Genomic DNA, 21,338 nt, shown 5'->3' on the forward strand with positions numbered 1-21,338 from the left:
AGAGGCAATCGCCGCCGTCTGTAGCGAGGTGCACGCCCATGCGCCGTGCCGCTATCGCGACGCCCCGGTAGTCCAGGAATTAAGTGCGGCGCTCCGTGAGAAAGCGAGTCACTACGCCGCCGAGCCGGGCATGATCCAGCGGCTCGGCGAGCGACGCCTTGGCGGTTGCGATCAGATCGTCGGCCGCGTGGCCGCGGTGGAGGTCGCACAGTGCGTCCGCGTAGTCCACGGTGAACTCGGGATGCGGCTGCACTGACAGCGTCGTGCCGTTTGCGTGGAGCAGGGCGGCGTGCGGCGTGAACGTCGACGACATGATGGTGCGCGCGGACGCGGGCGGGACGACGACCTGATCCTGATGCGAGCAGGCGATGGCAATCTCGTTACCCTCGATCAGCCCGTTGTCCGGCGCCAGTTGATAGACGTGACGTCCCATGCCCCAGCCCTTCTCCGACTTGCGCACCGTGCCGCCGAGCGCCTGTGCGATCAACTGGTGGCCGAAGCAGACGCCGACCATCGGAACGCGCTGGTCATGGGCCTTGCGCACGAAGTCCTCGAGCGGGGCAATCCAGTCGAACCCGTCATACACGCCCGCGGGTGAGCCGGTGATCAGGATCGCATCCATCCCGGCCGGATCGGGAAGCCGCTCGCCGCCGGGGATGCTCACGACGTCACATGCGACCGAGGGATCGGCGGCGGCAATCATCCGCTCGAACATCTGCGGATAGGTTCCGTGGCGCTCGCGATAGCGCGAATTGACAAGCCCGGTTTCGATGATGGTGATGTGCGGCATGGCAAAGCGCAGGCGGATGTTGTGTGGCTGGCCCGGGATTTACTCCGAATTGGCGATTCAGCTCAAGGCGCGCGATGGGAAACGAGTCTCTCAGTGCCGCGCGGATGCGCCGCCGCACGCTGCGGTGTTTTGCCGCTCCGGAGGATCAGACCGCGTGCTTCAGCGCGCCCACGGCCTCACATGCAGGCGTGCTCCATATGACGGATCGCGAAGGACGCTTGAGGCCGCCGCATCGACGCACGATCGCGCATATGGCGCGGCAAAAACGGTGATTCATTCGCTCAAGCGCGGTGTCGCAGCTTGCTTGATGGCGTGGAACTGCGTGCGCGCGCTAGCACCTTTCGTGAGGCGTTGAAATTGGAATGTCTCGAATTCTCTGGATAGAAAAAATGCGCGTCGCAGCTTGGCTTGCCCCTTAGAGTCCTTCTAGTGGCGGCGTCATTGCGCTTTGCCTAATTCCCATCGCGACACCGGTGATGCGCGCGTCTTGCGCCGATCGCGACACAGGTCGCGGCCACCGACATCCGCTGGGGAGACGACCTTGAACGATCTGAACACGCCGCGTTCGGCGACCTTGTCCGCCGTCTGCGTATCGGCGCTACTGATGGCTGGCCCATCCGTCGCGCAACAGCCCACCTCGCCGTTGTCGTCCACTTCTGCCGAATCCGGGTCGCAACGCTCCTCTGGCGCGGGACAGGCGCTGCCGCCGGTCGTGGTCTCTCCGTCACAGCGTCGCAATGCCGCTGCGCTCGATCACCGGCGCAAGCCGCTCGCGGCCTCGCGCGTCGGAGCAGCGGGGCGCGCGGCCCATCGTGACAATGCGGCAGCACCTCCCGCGCCTCCAACGGCTGGTGCGCAGCAGGCGGCGCTGCCGCCCAGCTTCGCGGGCGGGCAGGTCGCACGCGGTGCGCAGCTCGGCTTGCTCGGCAACCGCGACTACATGGCGACGCCGTTCAGCTTGACGAGCTACACCGAGCAAACCATCCGCGACCAGCAGGCCACCAGCGTCGCCGAAGTCCTGACCAACAGCGATCCGTCGGTGCGTGCTGCGATCGGCAGCAGCAACCGCTATGACGCGCTGACCATTCGCGGCTTCCGGGTCGAGAACAGCGAAATCGCGCTGAACGGGCTCTATGGCCTGGTGCCGAACTATCGCGTCAATCCGGCGCCGATCGAACGGATCGAGCTGCTCAAGGGACCGGGGGCCTTCCTCAACGGCATGGCGCCGCAGGGCTCGATCGGCGGCAGCGTCAATGTCGTGACCAAACGTGCCGGCGACGATCCGCTGACGCGTTGGACCGCGGGCTACATGTCCGACGGTCGCTTCGGCACGGCGATCGATGTGGCGCGGCGCTATGGCGAGCAGAAGGAATGGGGAGTCCGCTTCAACGGCGCCTTCGATGCCGGCAACACGACGATCGACCGGCAATCGGTGCGCGACGGTGTTGGCTCGCTCGGGGTCGATTACCGCGGCGACCGCTTCCGATGGTCGACCGACATCATCTACCAGAACGACTGGATGAAGGCGGCGGCGCGTGGCTATACGCCGGTGACGGGCATCGCCGTTCCCGTCGCGCCCGATCCCAGGATCAATCTCGCCCAGCCCTTCGACTATGCCAGCGCGCGGAGCATTACCGGCTTGACCCGTGCTGAATACGACTTGTCGTCCAACGTCACCCTGTTCGGCGCGATCGGCGGCAATCATTTCGGCTACGACAAGCAGGAGGCGCCGGGCGCTACGATCCTTGACAGCGTGGGCAACGCGCAGTCGACCTCGCGCTACCAGATCGGCAAGTCGGATACGGTGTCGGGCGAGGCCGGAATCCGGTCGCGGTTCGACATTGGCCCGATCGGCCATGAGGTCGTCGTCAGCGGCAGCTCGCTGCAGCGGACAGACTGGCTCGGTCAGGTCAACTACGCAAACTATCTGACCAACATCTATAGGCCGACCCTGTTCGCGAGCCCGGGCGCACCGGTGTCGTCGTTCCCGGAAGCGAAGTCGGATACCCTCGATCTGAGGAGCGTCGGCGTGGCCGACACCCTCACGATGATGGACGGCCTGATGCAGTTGATTGTCGGTGCCCGACAGCAGCAGGTGGTGTCGAGCAGCTTTGATCCGGTCAGCGGCCTTGCGACGGCGCACTACGATCAAAGTGCGACATCGCCGTCGGTGGCGCTGGTGGTCCGGCCGATCCGCGAGCTCTCGTTCTACGCCAACTATATCGAGGGTCTCACCCCCGGCCCGACGCCTCCTTCCGGCGCCGCCAACACCAATGCGGTGTTTCCTCCATTCAAGACCAGGCAATATGAAGTCGGCAGCAAGCTCGATCTCGGCCGTTTCGGTGCGAGCCTCGCCCTGTTCCAGATCAGCATGCCGAGCGGCTTGATCGATCCGGTCACGAAGATCTACAGCCTCGACGGCGAACAACGGCATCGTGGCATCGAGCTGAACACGTTCGGTGAAGTGGCGCCGGGCGTGCGCGTGCTCGGCGGCGTGACGTTCCTCGATGCCAGACTGACGAAGACAGCAGGGCACATCAATGACGGCCATTACGCCGTCGGTGCGCCGGATCTGCAGGGCAATCTCGGGGTGGAGTGGGACACGCAGTTCCTGCCCGGGCTGACGGCGACCGCGCGCGCCATCTACACCAGCAGGGCCTACGTCAGCGCCGACAATCTACAGAGCGTTCCGAGCTGGACGACGTTCGATATCGGTGCTCGTTACGCGACAAAGCTTGCGGGGCGTCCCACCACATTCCGCGCCACCGTCACGAACATCGCAGACAAGCGCTACTGGATCGCCAACCCGACCGGTTACCTCATCAGCGGCATGCCGCGGACATTGTGGCTCTCGATGACCGTCGACTTCTGACCATCGATGGCGCCGGCGCTCGCGGTCGCCGGTGCCGCGCTCGCGACCGCCGGCGTCGCAATTGCGATGGCCGGCTCGGTGCGGTAGCGCGGGAGCTGATCCTCGAGCGAATAGCCGACGCAGAGCGCAAGGCTCGACCACACCGCCATGCTGAAATAGAGCGACATCCAGGCGATCTCTTCGCGCCATTCGGCGATATCATGCGTCACGACCCAGCGCGTGCTGACATCACGCAGGCCCTCGAGCGGATGAAGCAGCTTGCCGCCGGCGGCGAGCTCGGCGCGCCAGCGGTTCAGGTACATCGGGACATCGACGGTCATCAGGAACGCGAGATAGCCGGCGATGCCGAGGATCGCGACGATGAAGGCCCAGCGCACCGGACCCTGGAACTCCGGCAGCAGCCGGCAAAGCGCGATCCCGACCAGGAAGAAGACGACCGCCCACAGCGAGTTCTCGATCGCGTTGCCGAGATAGTGGGTGGTGAGTACCGCGTACCAGGAAAAGCATTCCGCGATCAGGATGACAGGCACGATGATCCAGGCGATGGTCACAGTGGTCTCGGCGCCGGTCATGGTGCCGAGCTGATGCAGGACGATCGCCCATTGCGCGGCGAAGCAGACTTCGGCGACGGTGGCGACCGAGCGGCCGACAACAACGCTCGACAGCCAAGTGTCGAACAGGCAAATGCGCTGGACATCCGCGCGCGGCAGAATCGAGCGGAAGGCGCAGCCGAACACGTAAGCCGCGCACAGCAACAGCATCAGGCCGATGCCCGACGTACTGCTCAGGGCACCATTGCTCTGTTCGTGGAACTGGCGATACAGCACGAACCACACCGCGACGTTGGCGGTGCTCACCAGGCTCAACAGCCCCCACCAACGGACCACCGGATTTGACCAGGCCAGCGAAACCGGCCGCGCCCGCCACTCCATGCTCATTCACGACTCCGCGTGTAACCGAACTGACATTTCAATGTAGCAATTCTGTCACACGAGGGAGGGAATCACGACTAAAAAATGCGTGTGGGGGGCGGGCTGTGGGCTGCGCCCGGCGAGGAGCGGACCGTTGCGACTTCCGCGCGAACCGTGTGCTATTGTGATCGAAATTGAATTAATCCCCGGTAGGCAATCCCGGCGCGATCATCTACTGAACGCCTTCTTTTTTAGCCTGCGCAAGCTCAACCGAGGCGTTTTGTGACAACGAAAGTGACGGCCAGCTACGATCCGCTGTTGCGCAAGATCCATTGGGCAACAGCGGTGTTGTTCATCGCGGCCATGCTGATCGGGCTTTACTGCGGATTGCAGCCGGCGGGGACGTCGCCGCGGCGCGAGCTGCTCGAGGTGCACAAGTCGCTTGGCGTGACGCTGTTTGTCCTGGCGATCCTGCGGCTCATCGTGCGCGCCGCGACGGTGGCGCCGCCCGAGCCGGGATCGCTCTCGCCGCTGGTGCGGATCGCTGCGCGGCTCAATCACTGGGCTCTCTACGTGATCCTCTTCGCCATGCCCGTCACGGGATACATGTTCTCGTCGGCGGGCGGCTACTCGCTGCGCTATTTCTGGACCTTTAGCTGGCCGCGTCTGTTTGCCGGCAACAAGGCGGTCGCGCATGCGGGCGAGGTCGCGCATGGCCTGCTCGCCTATCTGGTCTATGCCGCGGTCGCGCTGCACGTTGCCGCCACGCTCTGGCATGTCGTCGTGAAGCGGGACGAGACGTTGTCGCGGATGTGGCCGCGCAAAGCATGATTGGGGTTGAATCGCTTTGACTGCGGGCTCAATACACCTCTCCCCAACGGGGAGAGGGCGATTTGCGTTAAGCAAATCGGGTGAGGGGCCGCGGCTCCGTTGAGAGACTGCAACCCCTCACCCGGCGCTACGCGCCGACCTCTCCCAAAGGGAGAGGTGAACCTCCGTCGCTGCTCCGGTCAGCCAGCGTCAGCCGCGCAGCGCGGTTTCCGGAATGGTCCGGCGCACCACCTCGCGCATCGCGAAGCTGGAATGGATGCGGGCGACGCCCGGCATCCGTGACAGATGCTGCTTGTGGATGCGCTCGAAATCGGCGATGTCGCGCGCGATGACTTGCAGGTGATAGTCGTCACTGCCCGACATCAAATGGCAGGACACGACATCGGGGCAGCGCGCGATCGCGGCCTCGAATGCCGCCAGATAATCCTCGCTCTGCTTCTCCAGCGTGATGGTGACGACGACCGTCGTCACCAACCCAAGCGCCGTCGGTTCGAGATCGACGCGATAGCCGCGGATGACACCAGTTTCCTCGAGGTGACGGATACGCCGCGCGCACGCCGTCGGCGACAGGCCGACCTTCTCGGCAAGCTCGATCTGGCTGGCGCGGGCGTCGAAGACCAGTTCGGCCAGGATTCGGAGATCAATACGGTCGAGACCGTCCACGCAGTTTTCCTCTAATTGTCCGGCCGACGACGAAGAATATGAGCGTATTGCCGCGCCGACAAGCTGGATTTCGCTGAGAAACGCCGCCTGACGAGGATTAGCCTCACGTCAGGCGGAAACGATTCTTTCAGGAGCGGATCATGCGCGTTGGCGTGCCTAAGGAGATCAAGGTCGAGGAATATCGGGTCGGGCTGACGCCGGCGTCGGTGCGCGAATATGTGGCGCACGGGCATGAGGTCGTGGTGCAGCGCGGGGCCGGCGACGGTATCGGCTCCGGCGATGACGTCTATCGCCAGGCCGGCGCCAGGATCGCCGATACGGCCGAGGAAGTGTTTTCCGCGGCCGACATGATCGTGAAGGTGAAGGAGCCGCAACCATCGGAATGGACGCGGCTACGCGAGGGCCAGATCCTTTTCACCTATCTTCATCTTGCGCCGGACGTTCCCCAGACCAAGGGATTGCTTGCCTCCGGATGCACCGCGGTTGCCTATGAGACCGTGACCGACGCGCACGGCGGGCTGCCGCTGCTCGCGCCGATGAGCGAAGTCGCCGGCCGGCTTGCGATTGAAGCGGCGGGCGCCGCGTTGCGCAAATCGGCCGACGGCATGGGCAAGCTGCTTGGCGGCGTGCCCGGCGTTCCGCCGGCGCGGGTCGCGATCATCGGCGGCGGCGTGGTTGGCAGCCATGCGGCGCGAATGGCCGCGGGGCTGGGCAGCGATGTCACCGTGCTCGATCGCTCGCTGCCGCGGCTGCGCGTGCTTGATGAGTTGTTCGCAGGCCGCGTCCGCACCCGCTACGCCACGCTGGAAGCGATCGAGCAGGAGGTCATTGCCGCCGATGTCGTGATCGGCGCGGTTCTGGTCCCCGGCGCCAGCGCACCGCGGCTGGTGTCGCGCGCGCAACTCGCCAGCATGAAGCGCCGCGCCGTGTTGGTCGACGTCGCGATCGACCAGGGCGGCTGCTTCGAGACCTCGAAGCCGACCACGCACCAAGCGCCGACCTATCTGGTGGATGACGTCGTGCACTATTGCGTGGCCAACATGCCGGGCGCGGTGCCGGTCACCTCGAGCCATGCGCTCAATCACGCCACCCTGCCGTTCGGTCTCGCGCTTGCATCGAAGGGGTTGCGCGCGCTGGTCGAGGATCCGCATCTGCGCGCCGGCCTCAACATCCATCGTGGCCGCATTACCAACCGCGCCGTCGCCGAGAGTCAGAACCTGTCCGTCGTGATGCCGGAGGAAGCGCTGGCGTCGTGAGTGCGTTCGCTATACCCGGCCACGTTGAAAGAGGGCCGTTGTCATCTGCGTAGCCGGATGGAGCGCAGCGACATCCGGGATCAGGTTGAACTGCTCCTGGATTGCGCTTCGCTCCATTCGGGCTACGGGTCGTTGTCAAGCCGCACAGATGCAGGCCTCCTCCATGTCGTGTTCGCCACTCGGCTCTGGCGGGGCGGTCTGGCGCGTGATTTGATGCCCGCAGTCAAAGCCGCGCCACGCGGCATTCGGCGGCCTGTGCCGCTGGCCTCAAGAAGCCAAAGGGAGCACTGTCTTGCAAAAGACCGGTCGCACGATGCTGGCCAAGATCTGGGACCAGCATGTCATTGCCCGCTTGAGCGAGGATACGGATCTTCTGCACATCGACCGCCATCTGCTGCACGATCTCGGCGGCTCGCGCGGACTGCTCGATCTCAAGAGCAGAGGTCTCAAGGTTCACAATCCCGAGCTGACATTTGCGACCCCCGACCATGCGATTTCCACCGCGCATGGTCGCGCCGGAACCAGCAAGATCGGGCAGGAGCTGTTGGCTGCGCTGCGGGTCGAGAGCGCGGCGAGCGGGATTGCGATGTTCGACGTCGACCAACCCGGCCAGGGCATCGTGCACGTCATCGGGCCGGAGCTCGGCTTGAGCCTGCCGGGCGCAACTATCGTCTGTGGCGACAGCCACACCTGCACGCATGGCGGCCTCGGCGCGCTCGCTTTCGGCATCGGGTCGAGCGAGCTTGCGCATGTGCTGGCGACCCAGGCGCTGATCCAGCGCCGGCCCAAGACGTTGCGCGCCCGTTTCGAGGGCAAGTTGCCGCTCGGCGTCACCGCCAAGGACATGATTCTGGCGCTGATCGGGCAGATCGGCGCAGCCGGGGGCACGGGCTATGCGGTCGAATATACCGGCAGCGCGATCCGTGACTTATCCGTCGAGGCCCGGCTCACGATCTGCAACCTCTCGATCGAGCTCGGCGCCAAGATCGGCATGGTCGCGCCCGATCAGAAGGCCTTCGAATTCCTGCGCGACCGACCCTATGCGCCGAAGGGCGAGATGTGGGAGCTCGCAGTCAAGGCGTGGCGCGAGCTGCCGAGCGATCCGGACGCGGTGTTCGACCGCGAGGTGGTGATCGATGTAGCGAAGATCATCCCGCAGGTGACCTGGGGCATCAGTCCCGAGCACGTCATCGGCGTCGATGGCCGGATTCCCGATCCGAAGTCGGTTGACGATCCGGTGCGGCGCGCGGCGATCGAAACCGCGCTGGACTATATGGGCCTGCAAGGCGGCGCGCCGATCGCGGGCACGCCGGTCGATTGGGTGTTCATCGGATCCTGCACCAACAGCCGGCTGAGTGATCTGCGCGCGGCGGCGGAAGTGGCACGCGGCCGCAAGGTGGCTCCCGGCGTACGCGCCTGGGTCGTGCCGGGCTCTGAGAACGTCAAGCGCGAGGCGGTCGCCGAAGGGCTCGACAAGATCTTCACCGACGCAGGGTTCGAATGGCGCGAGCCGGGCTGCTCGATGTGCCTTGCCGCCAATGGCGAGGTGGTAGCGCCCGGGCAACGCTCGGTCTCGACCTCGAACCGGAATTTCGTCGGCCGCCAGGGCCCGCGGGCGCGGACGCATCTGGCGAGCCCGGCGAGCGCAGCGGCGTCGGCCATTGCCGGCGCGATCGCCGATGTCAGGACGATGGGACACTGACGATGCCAAAACCGTTCAACAAGCTCACTGCGACCGCCGCGCCGATCATGCGCAGCAATATCGATACCGACGTCATCATCCGCATCGAGCGGCTGGTCGGCAATTCGATCCGCGGCACGCTCGGCAAGTGGGCGTTCGGCTCGCTGCGCTATCTGCCCGACGGCTCGGAGAATCCGGATTTCATCCTCAACCGCGAGCCGTATCGCCAGGCGGAGATCCTGGTGACGGGTCCGAACTTCGGCTGCGGCTCGTCGCGCGAGGGCGCGGTATGGTCGCTGCAGGAGATGGGCATCCGCGCCATTATCGGTTCGGGCTTTGGCGACATCTTCTTCGCCAACTGCTTCCAGAATGGAATCTTGCCTGTCGTCGTCGACAAGGCGGTGGTGGATTCGCTGGCGGCCGATATCGAGGCGACGCAGGGCGCGGGCAAGGTCTCGATCGATCTGGAGACGCAGACCATCGTGTCGCCGTCCGGCGCGCGCCATTCGTTCGAGATCGATCCGAGGCGGCGCGAGGGATTGTTGAAGGGGCTCGATGAGGTCGCGCTGACCCTGCAGCGCGATGACGAGATCCGCGCCTTCCAGGCCTCGGACCACGCGGCGCGGCCCTGGATTCATTTTTCAAGGACGCCGGCATGAGCACGCACTCCAATATGGTCAAGGTCGCCGTGGTCGGCGGCGAGGGCATCGGTCCCGAGGTCACGGCGCAGTCGCGCCGGGTGCTCGAATGGTTCGCGGCCAAGCGCGGCGTGCCGATGACGCTGCGCGAGGCGCAGTACGGGTTGATCCCGTATCTGGCGACCGGCAAGGTGTTGCCGGAAGACACCGCCGAGGCGATGGACGAGGCCGATGCGATCCTGTGGGGCGCGACCGGTGGGCCCGAGACCAAGGAGGTGCCGGCGGCAGCGCGCAAGGCCGGCAGCCTGCTCGGTCTGCGCAGCAAATACGATCTCTACGCCAACCTGCGGCCGATCGTGGCGAGCCCGGCGCTTGCGGCCTCCGCGCCGCTGAAGCCCGAAGTGCTTGATGGCGTCGACTTCGTCATCATCCGGGAGCTGACCAGCGGCATCTATTTCGGCGAGCCGCGCGGCATCGAGACGCTGCGGGACGGGCAGCGGCGCGGCTTCAACACCGAGCAATACACAACCCACCAGATTCGCCGCGTCGCGCGGTCGGCCTTCGAGCTGGCGCGAACGCGGCGGGGCAAAGTCTGCTCGGTCGACAAGGCCAATGTGCTGGAGACCAGCGTGCTGTGGCGTGAGGAGGTCACCGCGCTCCACAAGGAGGAATTCTCCGACATCGAGCTGACCCATCTCTATGTCGACAATGCCGCGATGCAGATCGTGCGCGCGCCGCGGCAGTTCGACGTCATGGTCACCGGCAACATCTTCGGCGACATCCTGTCGGACTGCGCGGCGATGGCCTCCGGCTCGCTCGGCATGCTGCCATCAGCGTCGCTCGGACCGGTCGACCGCTACGGCCGGCGCAAGGCGCTCTACGAGCCGGTGCACGGCAGCGCGCCCGACATCGCGGGCAAGGGCATCGCCAATCCGCTCGGATCGATCCTGAGCGTCGCGATGCTGCTGCGCCTGACGCTGAGCCGTGCCGCCGACGCCGACCTGCTGGAGAAGGCGGTGCAGGCCGCGCTCGCTTCCGGCGCTCGGACCGCCGATATCGCCGAGGCCGGCGCGAGGAAGCTGTCGACCGTCGAAATGGGTGATGCAGTGCTACGTGCGCTCGACAAGGTCGCGGCGAAGGAGCATGCGTGACGGCCGGGTATCATTAGCGTAACGCGGAATGAACTGCCGTCAGGCAGCTCCTCGGGCTCCAACGGAAAGCGCCGGAGATTCGACCAGATTGTCCGAAGGTGAAGTCTCGCCATCGAGCCAGTCCTGCTCCCTGGCCAGCGCGCGCCAGGCAGCCTCCATCCGCTTGTATCGATTGTAGGTCGGCTCATCGGACGCGCGCTCTGCGAGCTGGGCGCAATTCTCCGCATTGTCGAGGAAATGCTGCGACTGTTTCATGGAACGTCCTCCTTGGTAAGGACGTGGGACATCGTTTCAGGCTATTCAACGCACCAAACATGATCATTTCGCCACAGTGGTGAACGTCTGTTCATCGAGTTCCATGATCGTCCTTGGCGTGAGGACGTGAGCAGTTGCAGCAAGTCAGGGAGCGCGAGCCGTGATCGACCCAATTGTCATAAGGGGAATGTATCCCGCTGCAACAGCGTCGATCATGACGACGATCGACGGCAACCAAGCCTCACCCGAAGTTGACCCGGTTGCGGCGGACTTTTTTGTTTCTCTTCCGATTTGATGGCGGAGCCCCGAGCGCGTCTCAGGCGTTGTTGGCCGTGTGCACTCCGTGGAGGGACAATGGCGGTCGAGACGGAGCTCAAATTCCGCGTTCCTGCGCGCAAGCTGAAGATGTTGGTGAGGCCGCGGATTGCCGGTAGCAGGAGCGATAAACCGTCCGAAAGCAATCTGGTTTCGACCTATTTTGACACCGCCAAGCACAAGCTGAAGCGGCGCGGCCTCTCGCTGCGCATCCGCCAGGACGGCCACGGATACGTCCAGACCATCAAGTCAGCGGGCGGCACGCAGTTCGACCGGGGAGAGTGGGAGACCGAACTCGACAATGACGAGCCCGATCTGAGTAAAGCCGACAACACACCGCTCGAGGCCATCGCATCCAGGAAACTGCGCCGCAAGCTGAAGCCAGTGTTCGAAACGTCGGTGCGGCGGATCACCGTGCCGTTGCGCATGAAGCAGAGCGAGATCGCGCTCGCCATCGATCGCGGGCAGACCACCGTCGGACAGCGGTCGCGCCCGATCGGGGAGATCGAGCTCGAGTTGAAGAGCGGGCAGCGGCTCGACCTGTTCCGCCTCGCGAGGGCCCTGGAGCGGAAGGCGGGGGCGGAGCTCGACCTGCGCTCGAAATCCGAACACGGATACGAGCTTGCCGGCGATCAGGAGCATTTCGTTGTCTCGGCCGAGCACATCGTGCTGGAGCCTGAACTCACGTCCGGCGAAGCATTTCGGGTGATCGCCCGCTCGGCATTCCGCCACTTCTCGTCGAACGCCGATGCGGTCCGCGACGGCGAGCCGGAAGGAATTCATCAGATGAGGGTCGGCCTGCGCCGGTTGCGAACGGCAATCTCGCTGTTCTCAAAAATCCTGACTGGACCGAGTACGGAAGAGGCCAAGGCGCAACTGAAGTGGTTAGCCAATGAGCTCGCGCCGGCGCGCGAGCTGGACGTCTTTATCAAGGAGGAGATCGAGCCTGCCTCCCACGATGCATTGCTGCGGCGTGGCGGCAAGGTGATCCGTCAGGAATTTTCCAGGAACCGCGACCGTGCTTTCGCGCGCGCGAGGACGGCAGTCAATTCGGCGCGCTATCGCGGTCTGTTGATCGACATACTGCAATGGATCGAGGCTAGGCAGACGATCGCCGCAGCGGACGATGGAGGCCCAATCGACAAATTTGCTACCGCGCTGCTCCGTCGCCGCATCAGGAAGCTGCGCAAGGGCGGCACGCGTCTCGACGAGATGTCTGCGGCGGAGCGGCACAAGGTGCGCATCAGAGCCAAGAAAATCAGATACGCGATCGATTTCTTCGAGAGCTTGTTTTCCAGCAAGCGCGAGCAAAGGCAGCTTGCGCGGCAGTCAAAGCATCTGAAGCGGATCCAGGACGCGCTCGGCTCGCTCAATGATTTCGTTGCGCACCGCAGGCTGGCGGTTGATGCTGCACTCAAGGCGCCGCATCGAAAGGAGCGCACCCGCGCTTTCGCGTCTGGCGTGGTGCTCGGCCGTGAGGAGCAGGCGATCAAGCCCTTGATCAAGATCGCAACGAAAGAGGTGCGCGGACTGGGGAAGATTTGACGCGCCTTGCCGCCTCATCGCGGATCGCCCGACATCGATGCCGCGCCGGCGATAGGCCAATCACCCGTCACGCGCCTCGCGCTCCACCGCTGTGGCTCGCTTGCGGCACTCATCGGCGTAAGCGCGCAGGCGCTCAGCAGTCAGCGCATCGATGCCGGTGCGTGCCAGCCGCTCGGCGCGATCGGCTTGATCCTTGAGATCCTTGCTCGTCCGGGTCATGTCTGCCTCCATGCCAGGACAATTTGAATCGAGTTGCGACGTTCCCCGGCCGATTGCGGCATGGCTAACGAGCGGTTAACCGGTGGCGCGGGCTTGCTTTAGGTCACCGGCGCGGGGTTGAACAGCGTGAGGTCGTTGTGGATGCCCCAGCGATCCGACCACGGCTTGGTGCGGCCGCTTGCGACATCGAGAATCAGGCGGAACAGGTCCCAGCCCGTCTCCTCGATCGTCTTCTCGCCGGTCGCGATACAGCCGGCGTCGAAATCGATCAGATCCTTCCACCGCCGTGCCAATTCGCTGCGGGTCGCGACCTTGATCACCGGCGCCGCGGCAAGGCCATAGGGCGTGCCGCGGCCGGTGGTGAACACCTGCAGCGTCATTCCGGAGGCAAGTTGGAGCGTGCCGCAGATGAAATCGCTTGCCGGCGTCGCCGCGAACAGCATGCCCTTCTGGCGTGCCTTCTCGCCGGGCGAAAGCACGCCGGTGATCGGGCCGGAGCCGGACTTGACGATCGAGCCCAGCGACTTCTCGACGATGTTGGCGAGCCCGCCCTTCTTGTTGCCCGGCGTGGTGTTGGCGCTGCGGTCGGCGCCCCCGCGAGCAAGGTAGGCGTCGTACCACGCCATTTCGCGGATCAGCGCCCGGCCGACCTCCTCATTGATGGCGCGGCGGGTCAGAAGCTGAATGGCGTCGCGGACTTCAGTCACCTCCGAGAACATCACGGTTGCTCCGGCGCGCACCAACAGGTCGGCGGCGAAGCCGACGGCTGGGTTTGCTGTGACACCGGAGAAGGCGTCGCTGCCGCCGCATTGCAGGCCAATCACGAGATCGGAGGCCGGGCAAGTCTCGCGCTTGCGGGTGTTGAGCACCTTCAGCCGCGCCTCGGCCTGGGTCATGATGGCGTCGACGATCGCGCCAAAGCCATCAAAGGCTTCGTCCTGCATCCGCACGATGGCGTCGCCGACGCCTTCCGGCACCAGCCGCTCGGGCGCGAGCTTCTCGCAGCCGAGACCGACGACGAGAATTTCGCCGCCGAAATTCGGGTTGAGCGCAAGATTCTGCAGCGTGCGGATCGGCACCACGGCATCGGGCGCCGATATCGCGACGCCGCAGCCATAGGCATGAGTCAGCGCCACGACGTCGTCGACGTTCGGATACTTCGGCAGGAGCTCGGCGCGAATGCGCTTCACCGCATATTCCATCGTGCCCTTGACGCATTGCACCGAGGAGCTGATGCCGAGGATGTTCTTCGTTCCGACCGAGCCGTCGGGATTGCGATAGCCCTCGAACGTAAAGCCTTCGAGCGGCGGCAGCGCCGCCGGCACCGCGGTCGCGATCTCGAGCTGATCGAGCGGCGGCGCGTCGGGCATACGGATGCGCGCCTCGTCGACCCATTCGCCGGCTGATATCGGCGACAGCGCGGTGCCGATCACCTCGCCATAGCGGATGATCGGTGCGTCTTCCGCGATGTCGACGAGCGCGGTCTTGTGCCCCTGCGGCACGAAGGCGCGCAGCGTCAGGCCGCAAGCGAAGCGGGAGCCGGCGGGCAGTCCGAAATCATTCACGACGATCGCGACATTATCGCGCGCGTTGAGCTTGATGTAGCGAGGTTGTTCTTTCGCTGCGACGTCCTGGTCCATGATCGTTTTTCACAAACTCGCTGTGCTTTGGGGAAGTCGGCCGAGCCGCCGACGGCCACCTCTCCCCAACGGGGAGAGGGCGCGGGTGAGGGGGCACAAGTCTCACGAGGGACCGTAACCCCTCACCCGGATCGCATCTGCGATGCGCTCCGACCTCTCCCGAGGGAGTGGTGGGCAGCGTCGTCGTGGTACGTGCGCCGTCATCACCCGGGGAAAGTATAAGCCGTCTTCACCGCGGTGTAGAACTCGCGCGCATAGGCGCCCTGTTCGCGCGCGCCGTAGCTCGAGCCTTTGCGGCCACCGAACGGCACGTGATAGTCGACGCCGGCGGTCGGCAGGTTGACCATCACCATGCCGGCCTCGCTGTTGCGCTTGTAGTGCGAGGCGTATTTCAAGCTGGTGGTGCAGATGCCCGAGGCGAGGCCGAACTCGGTGTCGTTGGAGATCGCAAGTGCCTCCTCGTAGTCCTTGGCGCGGATCACGCAGGCGACCGGACCGAAGATCTCCTCGCGCGCGATGCGCATCTGGTTGTTGGCTTCGGTGAAGAGCGCCGGCTGAAGATAGAAACCGGGCGTCTCGCGGTTCAAGAGCTCGCCACCCCAGGCAAGCTTGGCGCCCTCGTCCTGGCCGATCTTGAGATAGCGGAGGTCCTGATCGAGCTGGCTCTGGTCGACCACCGGGCCGATATGCACACCGCTCTTCAGGGCGTCGTCAACCGAGAGGCCCTTCATCCGCTCGGTCATGGCGCTGACGAAGCGGTCATGAATGCCCGCGGTGACGATCAGGCGCGAGGACGCGGTGCAGCGCTGGCCAGTCGAGAAATAGGCGCCGTTGATGGCGACCTCGACCGCGACCTTCAAGTCGGCGTCGTCGAGCACGACCAGCGGGTTCTTGCCGCCCATTTCGAGCTGGAACTTCTTCATCGGCGTCGAGAGCACGCAGGCCTGCGCGATCTTGCGTCCGGTGGCGACCGAACCCGTGAACGAGATCGCAGAGACATCGGGATGTTCGAGCAGGGTCTGGCCGACCACCGCGCCGGAGCCGATCACGAGGTTGAACACACCGGCCGGAATGCCGGAGCGCGCGATGATCTCGGACAACGCATGCGCCGAGCCCGGCACCAGCTCGGCCGGCTTGAACACCACGGTGTTGCCGTAGCAGAGCGCGGGTGCGATCTTCCAGGCCGGGATCGCGATCGGAAAATTCCACGGCGTGATCAGACCGATGACGCCGACCGGCTCGCGAGTGATCTCGACCTCGAGGCCGGGCCGGACCGACGCGCCCTTTTCGCCCATCAGCCGCAGCGCCTCGCCGGCGAAGAACGCAAATATCTGGCCGGCACGCGCGACCTCGCCAATGCCTTCCGGCAGCGTCTTGCCTTCCTCGCGTGCAAGCAGGCGCCCGAGCTCTTCCTTGCGGGCGAGGATCTCGAGAGAGATTTTGTTCAGCGCGTCAAAGCGCTCCTGCGGCGTCGAGCGGGCCCAGGCCGGGAAAGCGGCCTTTGCCGCGGCGATCGCCTTTTCGGTCTGCGCCTTGTCGGCCCGGGCGTATTCGCCGACCACGTCCTTGGTATTGGAGGGGTTGATGTCCCGCGTGATGCCGGAGCCGTCGACCCATTCGCCGGCGATGAAGTTCTTCTGGTGAGCGGTCATGTTTCTCTCCAACTCTTGTTGTTAGCGCACGAGGCAGGGACGCTTGTCGTCGAAGGTCCAGCCCGGGATCAGGAACTGCATGGCGAGCGCGTCGTCGCGAGCGCCGAGGCCATGCTGCCTGTATAGCGCGTTCGCCGCCGAGATGGCACCACGATCGATCTCGATGCCGAGCCCCGGGCGATCGGGGATCGCAATCCTGCCGCCCTTGATCTGCAGCGGCTCCCTGGTCAACGCTTGGCCGTCCTGCCAGATCCAGTGGGTGTCGATCGCGGTCACCTTGCCGGGGGCGGCGGCGCCGACATGGGTGAACATCGCGAGCGAAATGTCGAAATGATTGTTGGAGTGCGAGCCCCAGGTCAAGCCGTTGTCGCGACAGGTCTGTGCCACGCGCACCGACCCTTGCATGGTCCAGAAATGCGGATCGGCGAGGGGAATGTCGACCGCGCCGAGCCGTAGTGCGTGAGAGAGCTGGCGCCAGTCCGTCGCGATCATATTGGTCGCGGTCGGCAGCCCGGTGGCGCGGCGGAACTCGGCCATGATCTCGCGACCGGAGAAACCGGCCTCCGCACCGCAGGGATCCTCGGCATAGGCGAGCACGCCGTGCATGTTGCTGCAAAGGCGGATTGCCTCGTCCAGCGACCAGGCGCCGTTCGGGTCCAGGGTGACACGGGCTTTCGGGAAGCGCCTGGCGATCGCGGTGACGGCCTCGATCTCCTGCTCGCCCGTGAGCACGCCGCCCTTGAGCTTGAAATCGGCAAAGCCGTAATGCGCTTGCGTTGCTTCGGCGAGCCGCACGATGGCCGCCGGGGTCATTGCCTCCTCGTGGCGGAGGTTGAACCAGTCGGGCTTGCCGGTTTCGCCTTCGACGTAGGGCAGGTTGGTCTTGCTGCGATCGCCGACGAAGAAAAGATAGCCGAGCGTCTCAACGCTGGCGCGCTGCTGGCCTTCGCCGAGCAGAGCTGCGACCGGCAGCCCGAGATGCTGGCCGAGCAGGTCGAGCAGCGCGGATTCGACTGCGGTCACCGCATGGATGGTGACGCGGAGATCAAACGTCTGCTTGCCGCGGCCGCCGGCGTCGCGGTCGGCGAATGTCCGGCGCATCGAGGCCAGGATATTGTTGCAGGCACCGATGGTTTGGCCGACGACGAGGTCGCGCGCGTCTTCCAACGTCTTTCGGATCTTCTCGCCGCCCGGCACCTCACCGACGCCGGTGTGGCCGGAATTGTCAGTGAGGATGACGAGGTTGCGGGTGAAGAACGGCGCGTGCGCGCCGCTCAGATTGAGGAGCATGCTGTCGCGGCCGGCGACGGGGATCACTTCCATCGCGGTGACGATTGGGGCGCCGGAAAAGCCGGCACGGATCGTTTCCTGGATCATCTGCTCCTCCCTCTGTCCTTGCTCGGTTCGGCTTATTCTGCCGCCTGTTGGGTAGCCGTCCGTGGCAGCTTCGCCACCAGTGCCGTGAGCTCGGCCATCTCCTGCTCGGTCAGGTCGGTCAGCGGCGGCCGCACCGGGCCGGAATCGCGGCCGATCACCTTCATGCCGGCCTTGATGATCGACACCGCATAGCCCTTCTTGCGGTTGCGTATCGCGATCAACGGCAGGATGAAATCCTTCAGGCCGGCATGGATGGTCTGATGATCGCGCCGGCGCACCGCGGCATAGAATTTGGTGGCGAATTCCGGCACGAAATTGAACACGGCGGACGAATAGGTCGTGACACCCATGTCGAGATAGGGCAGCGCGAAGGTTTCCGCCGTCGGCAGCCCGCCGATATAAGTCAGGCGATCGCCGAGTTTTGAATAGACGCGGGTCATCAACTCGATGTCGCCGATGCCGTCCTTGTAGCCGACGAGGTTCGGGCAGCGCTCGCAGAGCCGCGCCAGCGTATCGGGCTGCAGGATCGCATTGTCGCGGTTGTAGACGATGACGCCGATCTTCACCGACGCACACACCGCCTCGACATGGGCGGCGAGACCATCCTGTTCGGAATGCGTGAGGTAGGGCGGCAACAGCAGCAAGCCGTCGGCGCCGGCCTTCTCTGCGCCAACAGCGATCTCGCGCGCGATCGCGGTGCCGTAGCCGGTGCCGGCCAGCACGGGCACGCGGCCCTTGGTCTCGTCGACCGCGACCTTCACCACCTCAGGAACTTCAGTCGGCGTCAGCGAGAAGAATTCGCCGGTGCCGCCAGCGGCGAACAGGCCGGCGACGTCGTAACCGCACAACCAGTCCATGTTGCTGCGATAGGTTGCTTCGTCGAACGAATAGTCCGCCTTGAACGGGGTCACGGGAAAAGACAGGAGGCCGCCGCCGATGTGCCGGGCCATCTCCTGAGGGGTCATCTTGCTCATGGCGCCACTCCTTGAAAGCTTTGGGGATCAGGATGCGCGAGAAACGCGCATTCACAGCGGCATTCTTAAGAAACGGTTCGATGCGCGTCCAAGCCAAACGCGGTATCGAACGATGCGTTATCGGCATCGATCGTCGCCGCCATGCGGCCCGGCTATTTCCGTTGCGATGTGGATCAATGAGGGCAGCAACTGATTGTCGTAATCACGCCGCCACACCAGAAACAACTCGACCGGCGCCGCCGCCCGCAACTTCAGCGGCTTCAGCCTCACGTCGGCGATCTTCAGGCTCGCGGCGGCTTCCGGGACGATGGCGACGCCAAGCCCGGCGCGCACCATCGCGAGGATCGAATGGATCTGGCTGAGATGCTGGACATAGCGCGGCAGCACATCGGCGCGCGTGAACTGCGTCACCAGCAGGTCGTGGAAGTAGCGGGCTTCATAGGGTGAATACATCACGAAGGGCTGGTCGTCGAAGTCCTTGATCGTGATGATCTCGGCGGACGCCAGCGGATGCCGTTTCGGGATCGCGGCGAGCAGCGGCTCGGCGACGACGCGCCGGCTTGCGAATTCGGGCCGCGCAATCGGCGGCCGGAGCAGGCCGGCATCGATCTGACCGGTGGTCAGCGCCTCGAACTGATCGCCCGAAACCATTTCCTTCAAGGAAAAGTCGACCTCGGGCAGGCGGCTGCGGCAGGTCGCGATCAGATCGGGCAGAAAGCCGTAGGCTGCGGCGGCCGTGAAGCCGATCTTGAGCGAGCCGGTCTTGCCGAGCGCGATGCGCCGCGCCACTTGCGATGCGGATTCGGCCAGCTTGAGGATGCGCCGCGCCTCGGGCAGGAAGCTGCGCCCCGCCGGCGTCAGCCGCACCGAACGGCTGGTGCGCTCCAGCAGCGGCGCGTCGATGATGTGTTCGAGCACCTGGATCTGCCGGCTGAGCGGCGGCTGGGTCATGTTGAGCCGTGCCGCGGCACGACCGAAGTGCAGCTCCTCGGCCACCGTGACGAAGCAGCGGAGCTGATTCAGGTCGAACATCGATACCGGCCCGGAATGGATGAGGCGGGGTTTGGTGCGTTCTAGCATCGATGCCTGCCGGAGACCAAGAAGACAAAACGGCGGCCGAGGCCGCCGTTGAACCGTTGTCACTGGAGACGGCTCTTACGCCGCCTTTAGCTGCACGCGCTTGATCTCGCCGACGATGAAGAGATAGGCGACCGCCGCGACCAGGGCGTTGGCCCCGACGAACACCAGCGCGCCGTTGAACGAGCCGGTGGCGGCGAGGATGTAGCCGATGATGATCGGCGTCGTGATCGAGGAGAGGTTACCGAAGGTGTTGAACAGGCCGCCAGAGACGCCGCCGGCTTCTTTCGGTGAGGTGTCGGAGACGACAGCCCAGCCGAGCGCGCCGATTCCCTTGCCGAAGAAGGCGAGCGCCATGAAACCGACCACCAGCGCCTGTCCCTCGACATAGTTGCAGCCGATGATCGCCATCGACAGCAGCATGCCGCCGACGATCGGAATCTTGCGCGCCATGGTCAGCGAGCCGGTGCGGCGCAGGATGTAGTCCGAGATGACGCCGCCGAGCACGCCGCCGATAAAGCCGCACAGCGCCGGCAACGTGGCGACAAAGCCGGCCTGCAAGATCGACAGCCCGCGTTCCTTCACGAGATAGACCGGAAACCAGGTCAGGAAGAAGTAGGTCAGCGTGTTGATGCAGTACTGGCCGATATAGACACCGAGCATCATGCGGTTGCCGAGGAGCTGGCGGATATGAGCCCATTTCGGACCGCCGTCCTGGGCCTTGCCGTCCTTCGGTGCGTCCATGTCGACCAGCGCGCCGCCCGCCTTGATGTAGTCGAACTCGGCCTCGTTGATCGCGGGATGATCCTTCGGCTCGTAGATCGTCTTGATCCAGACGATCCCCACAACGATTCCGAGCCCGCCCATCACATAGAACACATGACTCCAGCCATGCTCGTGGGCGATCCAGCCCATCAGCGGCGCAAAGATCACGGTCGCGAAATACTGCCCCGAATTGAAGAAGGCCGATGCGGTGCCGCGCTCATTGCCGGGGAACCAGGCCGCGACGATGCGCGCGTTGGCCGGGAACGACGGTGCTTCGGCAATGCCGACCAGGAAGCGCAACGCGAACAGCACGATCACAGCGGATCCCGCAGCCAGGAAGCCGACCATGCCCTGCATCGCGGTGAAGGCCGACCACACGATGATGCCGATCGCATAGACCCATTTGGAGCCGAAGCGATCGAGCAGCCAGCCGCACGGCACCTGCGCGATCACATAGGACCAGCCGAAGGCCGAGAACACATAGCCCATCGCAACGGGATCGAGATGCAATTCCTTGGAAAGGGCGGGGCCTGCGATCGACAGCGTGGCGCGATCGGCATAGTTCACGGTGGTGACGAGAAACAGCATCGTCACGATCAGAAGCCGCACGCGGGATCGCCGCGCCTCGGCGGCGGACACAATTGCGCTCATGGCGCCTCCTCGAAGATTTCCTCGAGGACTGTCCTAGAGAGATGGCGACAATCGGTCCAAGCCGAAGCTTGTATC

The 21,338-nt window shown here is 64.8% G+C and carries 19 protein-coding genes; 8 read left to right on the plus strand and 11 right to left on the minus strand.

What is annotated here, in order from left to right; genetic code table 11:
- Positions 1-79: 79 nt before the first annotated feature.
- Positions 80-790 carry a type 1 glutamine amidotransferase gene (locus tag P6U30_RS07925; protein WP_407168858.1) on the minus strand — a complete coding sequence of 237 codons (711 nt, stop codon included), beginning with the start codon at positions 788-790 and terminating at the stop codon, positions 80-82.
- A gap of 541 nt (positions 791-1,331) precedes the next feature.
- Here P6U30_RS07925 and P6U30_RS07930 point away from each other — a divergent pair.
- Positions 1,332-3,662, plus strand: a complete 2,331-nt coding sequence (locus P6U30_RS07930; protein WP_407168859.1) for a TonB-dependent receptor — start codon at positions 1,332-1,334, stop codon at positions 3,660-3,662.
- Here P6U30_RS07930 and P6U30_RS07935 read toward each other — a convergent pair.
- Positions 3,605-4,594, minus strand: coding sequence for a hypothetical protein (locus P6U30_RS07935; RefSeq protein ID WP_407170398.1), 990 nt, complete (start codon positions 4,592-4,594; stop codon positions 3,605-3,607). The genes P6U30_RS07930 and P6U30_RS07935 overlap by 58 nt on opposite strands.
- Positions 4,595-4,855: 261 nt before the next feature.
- On the opposite strand from P6U30_RS07935, the gene P6U30_RS07940 reads away from it, so the two are divergent.
- Positions 4,856-5,404 (plus strand): cytochrome b, encoded by a 549-nt coding sequence (locus tag P6U30_RS07940; protein WP_407168860.1) that lies wholly within the window; start codon positions 4,856-4,858, stop codon positions 5,402-5,404.
- Positions 5,405-5,593: 189 nt separating this feature from the next.
- Here P6U30_RS07940 and P6U30_RS07945 read toward each other — a convergent pair whose 3' ends face one another.
- Positions 5,594-6,067 carry an Lrp/AsnC family transcriptional regulator gene (locus P6U30_RS07945; RefSeq protein WP_407168861.1) on the minus strand — a complete coding sequence of 158 codons (474 nt, stop codon included), beginning with the start codon at positions 6,065-6,067 and terminating at the stop codon, positions 5,594-5,596.
- Between the two features lie 140 nt (positions 6,068-6,207).
- On the opposite strand from P6U30_RS07945, the gene ald reads away from it, so the two are divergent.
- From ald to leuB, 4 genes are all read left to right on the plus strand, one after another.
- Positions 6,208-7,323, plus strand: coding sequence for an alanine dehydrogenase (gene ald / locus P6U30_RS07950; protein WP_407168862.1), 1,116 nt, complete (start codon positions 6,208-6,210; stop codon positions 7,321-7,323).
- 313 nt (positions 7,324-7,636) lie between these two features.
- Positions 7,637-9,025, plus strand: coding sequence for a 3-isopropylmalate dehydratase large subunit (gene leuC / locus P6U30_RS07955; RefSeq protein ID WP_407170399.1), 1,389 nt, complete (start codon positions 7,637-7,639; stop codon positions 9,023-9,025).
- A 2-nt stretch (positions 9,026-9,027) separates the two neighbouring features.
- Positions 9,028-9,663 carry a 3-isopropylmalate dehydratase small subunit gene (gene leuD / locus P6U30_RS07960; protein ID WP_407168863.1) on the plus strand — a complete coding sequence of 212 codons (636 nt, stop codon included), beginning with the start codon at positions 9,028-9,030 and terminating at the stop codon, positions 9,661-9,663.
- A complete protein-coding gene (gene leuB, locus P6U30_RS07965) occupies positions 9,660-10,793 on the plus strand; it encodes a 3-isopropylmalate dehydrogenase (RefSeq protein WP_407168864.1) in 1,134 nt (377 codons plus the stop codon). The genes leuD and leuB overlap by 4 nt, the downstream gene beginning before the upstream one ends.
- 39 nt (positions 10,794-10,832) lie before the next feature.
- On the opposite strand, the gene P6U30_RS07970 is transcribed toward leuB, so the two are convergent.
- The gene (locus P6U30_RS07970) at positions 10,833-11,048 is read right to left on the minus strand and encodes a hypothetical protein (RefSeq protein ID WP_407168865.1); all 216 of its coding nucleotides are present in this window, start codon (positions 11,046-11,048) and stop codon (positions 10,833-10,835) included.
- 160 nt (positions 11,049-11,208) lie between these two features.
- Between P6U30_RS07970 and P6U30_RS07975 the strand changes: the two genes are divergently transcribed.
- Both P6U30_RS07975 and P6U30_RS07980 read left to right on the plus strand, forming a co-directional pair.
- A complete protein-coding gene (locus P6U30_RS07975) occupies positions 11,209-11,343 on the plus strand; it encodes a hypothetical protein (RefSeq protein WP_407168866.1) in 135 nt (44 codons plus the stop codon).
- Positions 11,344-11,402: 59 nt separating this feature from the next.
- Entirely contained in the window at positions 11,403-12,908 is a 1,506-nt protein-coding gene (locus tag P6U30_RS07980; protein ID WP_407168867.1) for a CHAD domain-containing protein, read from the plus strand.
- 60 nt (positions 12,909-12,968) lie between these two features.
- On the opposite strand, the gene P6U30_RS07985 is transcribed toward P6U30_RS07980, so the two are convergent.
- The 7 genes from P6U30_RS07985 to P6U30_RS08015 form a co-directional block, all read right to left on the minus strand.
- Positions 12,969-13,127 carry a hypothetical protein gene (locus P6U30_RS07985; RefSeq protein ID WP_407168868.1) on the minus strand — a complete coding sequence of 53 codons (159 nt, stop codon included), beginning with the start codon at positions 13,125-13,127 and terminating at the stop codon, positions 12,969-12,971.
- A gap of 98 nt (positions 13,128-13,225) precedes the next feature.
- Positions 13,226-14,767: a galactarate dehydratase gene (gene garD / locus P6U30_RS07990; protein ID WP_407168869.1), complete on the minus strand. Its 1,542-nt coding sequence runs from the start codon at positions 14,765-14,767 to the stop codon at positions 13,226-13,228.
- A 203-nt stretch (positions 14,768-14,970) separates the two neighbouring features.
- Positions 14,971-16,419 carry an aldehyde dehydrogenase family protein gene (locus tag P6U30_RS07995; protein ID WP_407168870.1) on the minus strand — a complete coding sequence of 483 codons (1,449 nt, stop codon included), beginning with the start codon at positions 16,417-16,419 and terminating at the stop codon, positions 14,971-14,973.
- Positions 16,420-16,440: 21 nt separating this feature from the next.
- Positions 16,441-17,796, minus strand: coding sequence for a glucarate dehydratase (gene gudD, locus P6U30_RS08000; protein WP_407168871.1), 1,356 nt, complete (start codon positions 17,794-17,796; stop codon positions 16,441-16,443).
- Between the two features lie 32 nt (positions 17,797-17,828).
- Positions 17,829-18,770, minus strand: a complete 942-nt coding sequence (kdgD, locus tag P6U30_RS08005) for a 5-dehydro-4-deoxyglucarate dehydratase (RefSeq protein WP_407168872.1) — start codon at positions 18,768-18,770, stop codon at positions 17,829-17,831.
- Between the two features lie 117 nt (positions 18,771-18,887).
- Complete coding sequence (locus P6U30_RS08010; protein WP_407168873.1) at positions 18,888-19,802, minus strand: LysR substrate-binding domain-containing protein; 915 nt, start codon at positions 19,800-19,802, stop codon at positions 18,888-18,890.
- Positions 19,803-19,925: 123 nt separating this feature from the next.
- Positions 19,926-21,263 carry an MFS transporter gene (locus P6U30_RS08015; protein ID WP_407168874.1) on the minus strand — a complete coding sequence of 446 codons (1,338 nt, stop codon included), beginning with the start codon at positions 21,261-21,263 and terminating at the stop codon, positions 19,926-19,928.
- Between the last annotated feature and the right edge of the window lie 75 nt (positions 21,264-21,338).

The organism is Bradyrhizobium sp. ORS 111 (assembly GCF_045571485.1).
Lineage (GTDB): Bacteria > Pseudomonadota > Alphaproteobacteria > Rhizobiales > Xanthobacteraceae > Bradyrhizobium.

Bases quoted from the DNA above. Each gene is read 5' to 3' on its own strand.
- garD (WP_407168869.1), bottom strand. From the start codon at position 14,767: ATGGACCAGGACGTCGCAGCGAAAGAACAACCTCGCTACATCAAGCTC.
- P6U30_RS08015 (WP_407168874.1), bottom strand. From the start codon at position 21,263: ATGAGCGCAATTGTGTCCGCCGCCGAGGCGCGGCGATCCCGCGTGCGG.
- leuB (WP_407168864.1), top strand. From the start codon at position 9,660: ATGAGCACGCACTCCAATATGGTCAAGGTCGCCGTGGTCGGCGGCGAG.
- gudD (WP_407168871.1), bottom strand. From the start codon at position 17,796: ATGATCCAGGAAACGATCCGTGCCGGCTTTTCCGGCGCCCCAATCGTC.
- leuD (WP_407168863.1), top strand. From the start codon at position 9,028: ATGCCAAAACCGTTCAACAAGCTCACTGCGACCGCCGCGCCGATCATG.
- P6U30_RS07995 (WP_407168870.1), bottom strand. From the start codon at position 16,419: ATGACCGCTCACCAGAAGAACTTCATCGCCGGCGAATGGGTCGACGGC.
- P6U30_RS07935 (WP_407170398.1), bottom strand. From the start codon at position 4,594: ATGGAGTGGCGGGCGCGGCCGGTTTCGCTGGCCTGGTCAAATCCGGTG.
- kdgD (WP_407168872.1), bottom strand. From the start codon at position 18,770: ATGAGCAAGATGACCCCTCAGGAGATGGCCCGGCACATCGGCGGCGGC.
- P6U30_RS07980 (WP_407168867.1), top strand. From the start codon at position 11,403: ATGGCGGTCGAGACGGAGCTCAAATTCCGCGTTCCTGCGCGCAAGCTG.
- P6U30_RS07985 (WP_407168868.1), bottom strand. From the start codon at position 13,127: ATGACCCGGACGAGCAAGGATCTCAAGGATCAAGCCGATCGCGCCGAG.
- P6U30_RS08010 (WP_407168873.1), bottom strand. From the start codon at position 19,802: ATGTTCGACCTGAATCAGCTCCGCTGCTTCGTCACGGTGGCCGAGGAG.
- ald (WP_407168862.1), top strand. From the start codon at position 6,208: ATGCGCGTTGGCGTGCCTAAGGAGATCAAGGTCGAGGAATATCGGGTC.
- P6U30_RS07970 (WP_407168865.1), bottom strand. From the start codon at position 11,048: ATGAAACAGTCGCAGCATTTCCTCGACAATGCGGAGAATTGCGCCCAG.
- P6U30_RS07925 (WP_407168858.1), bottom strand. From the start codon at position 790: ATGCCGCACATCACCATCATCGAAACCGGGCTTGTCAATTCGCGCTAT.
- leuC (WP_407170399.1), top strand. From the start codon at position 7,637: ATGCTGGCCAAGATCTGGGACCAGCATGTCATTGCCCGCTTGAGCGAG.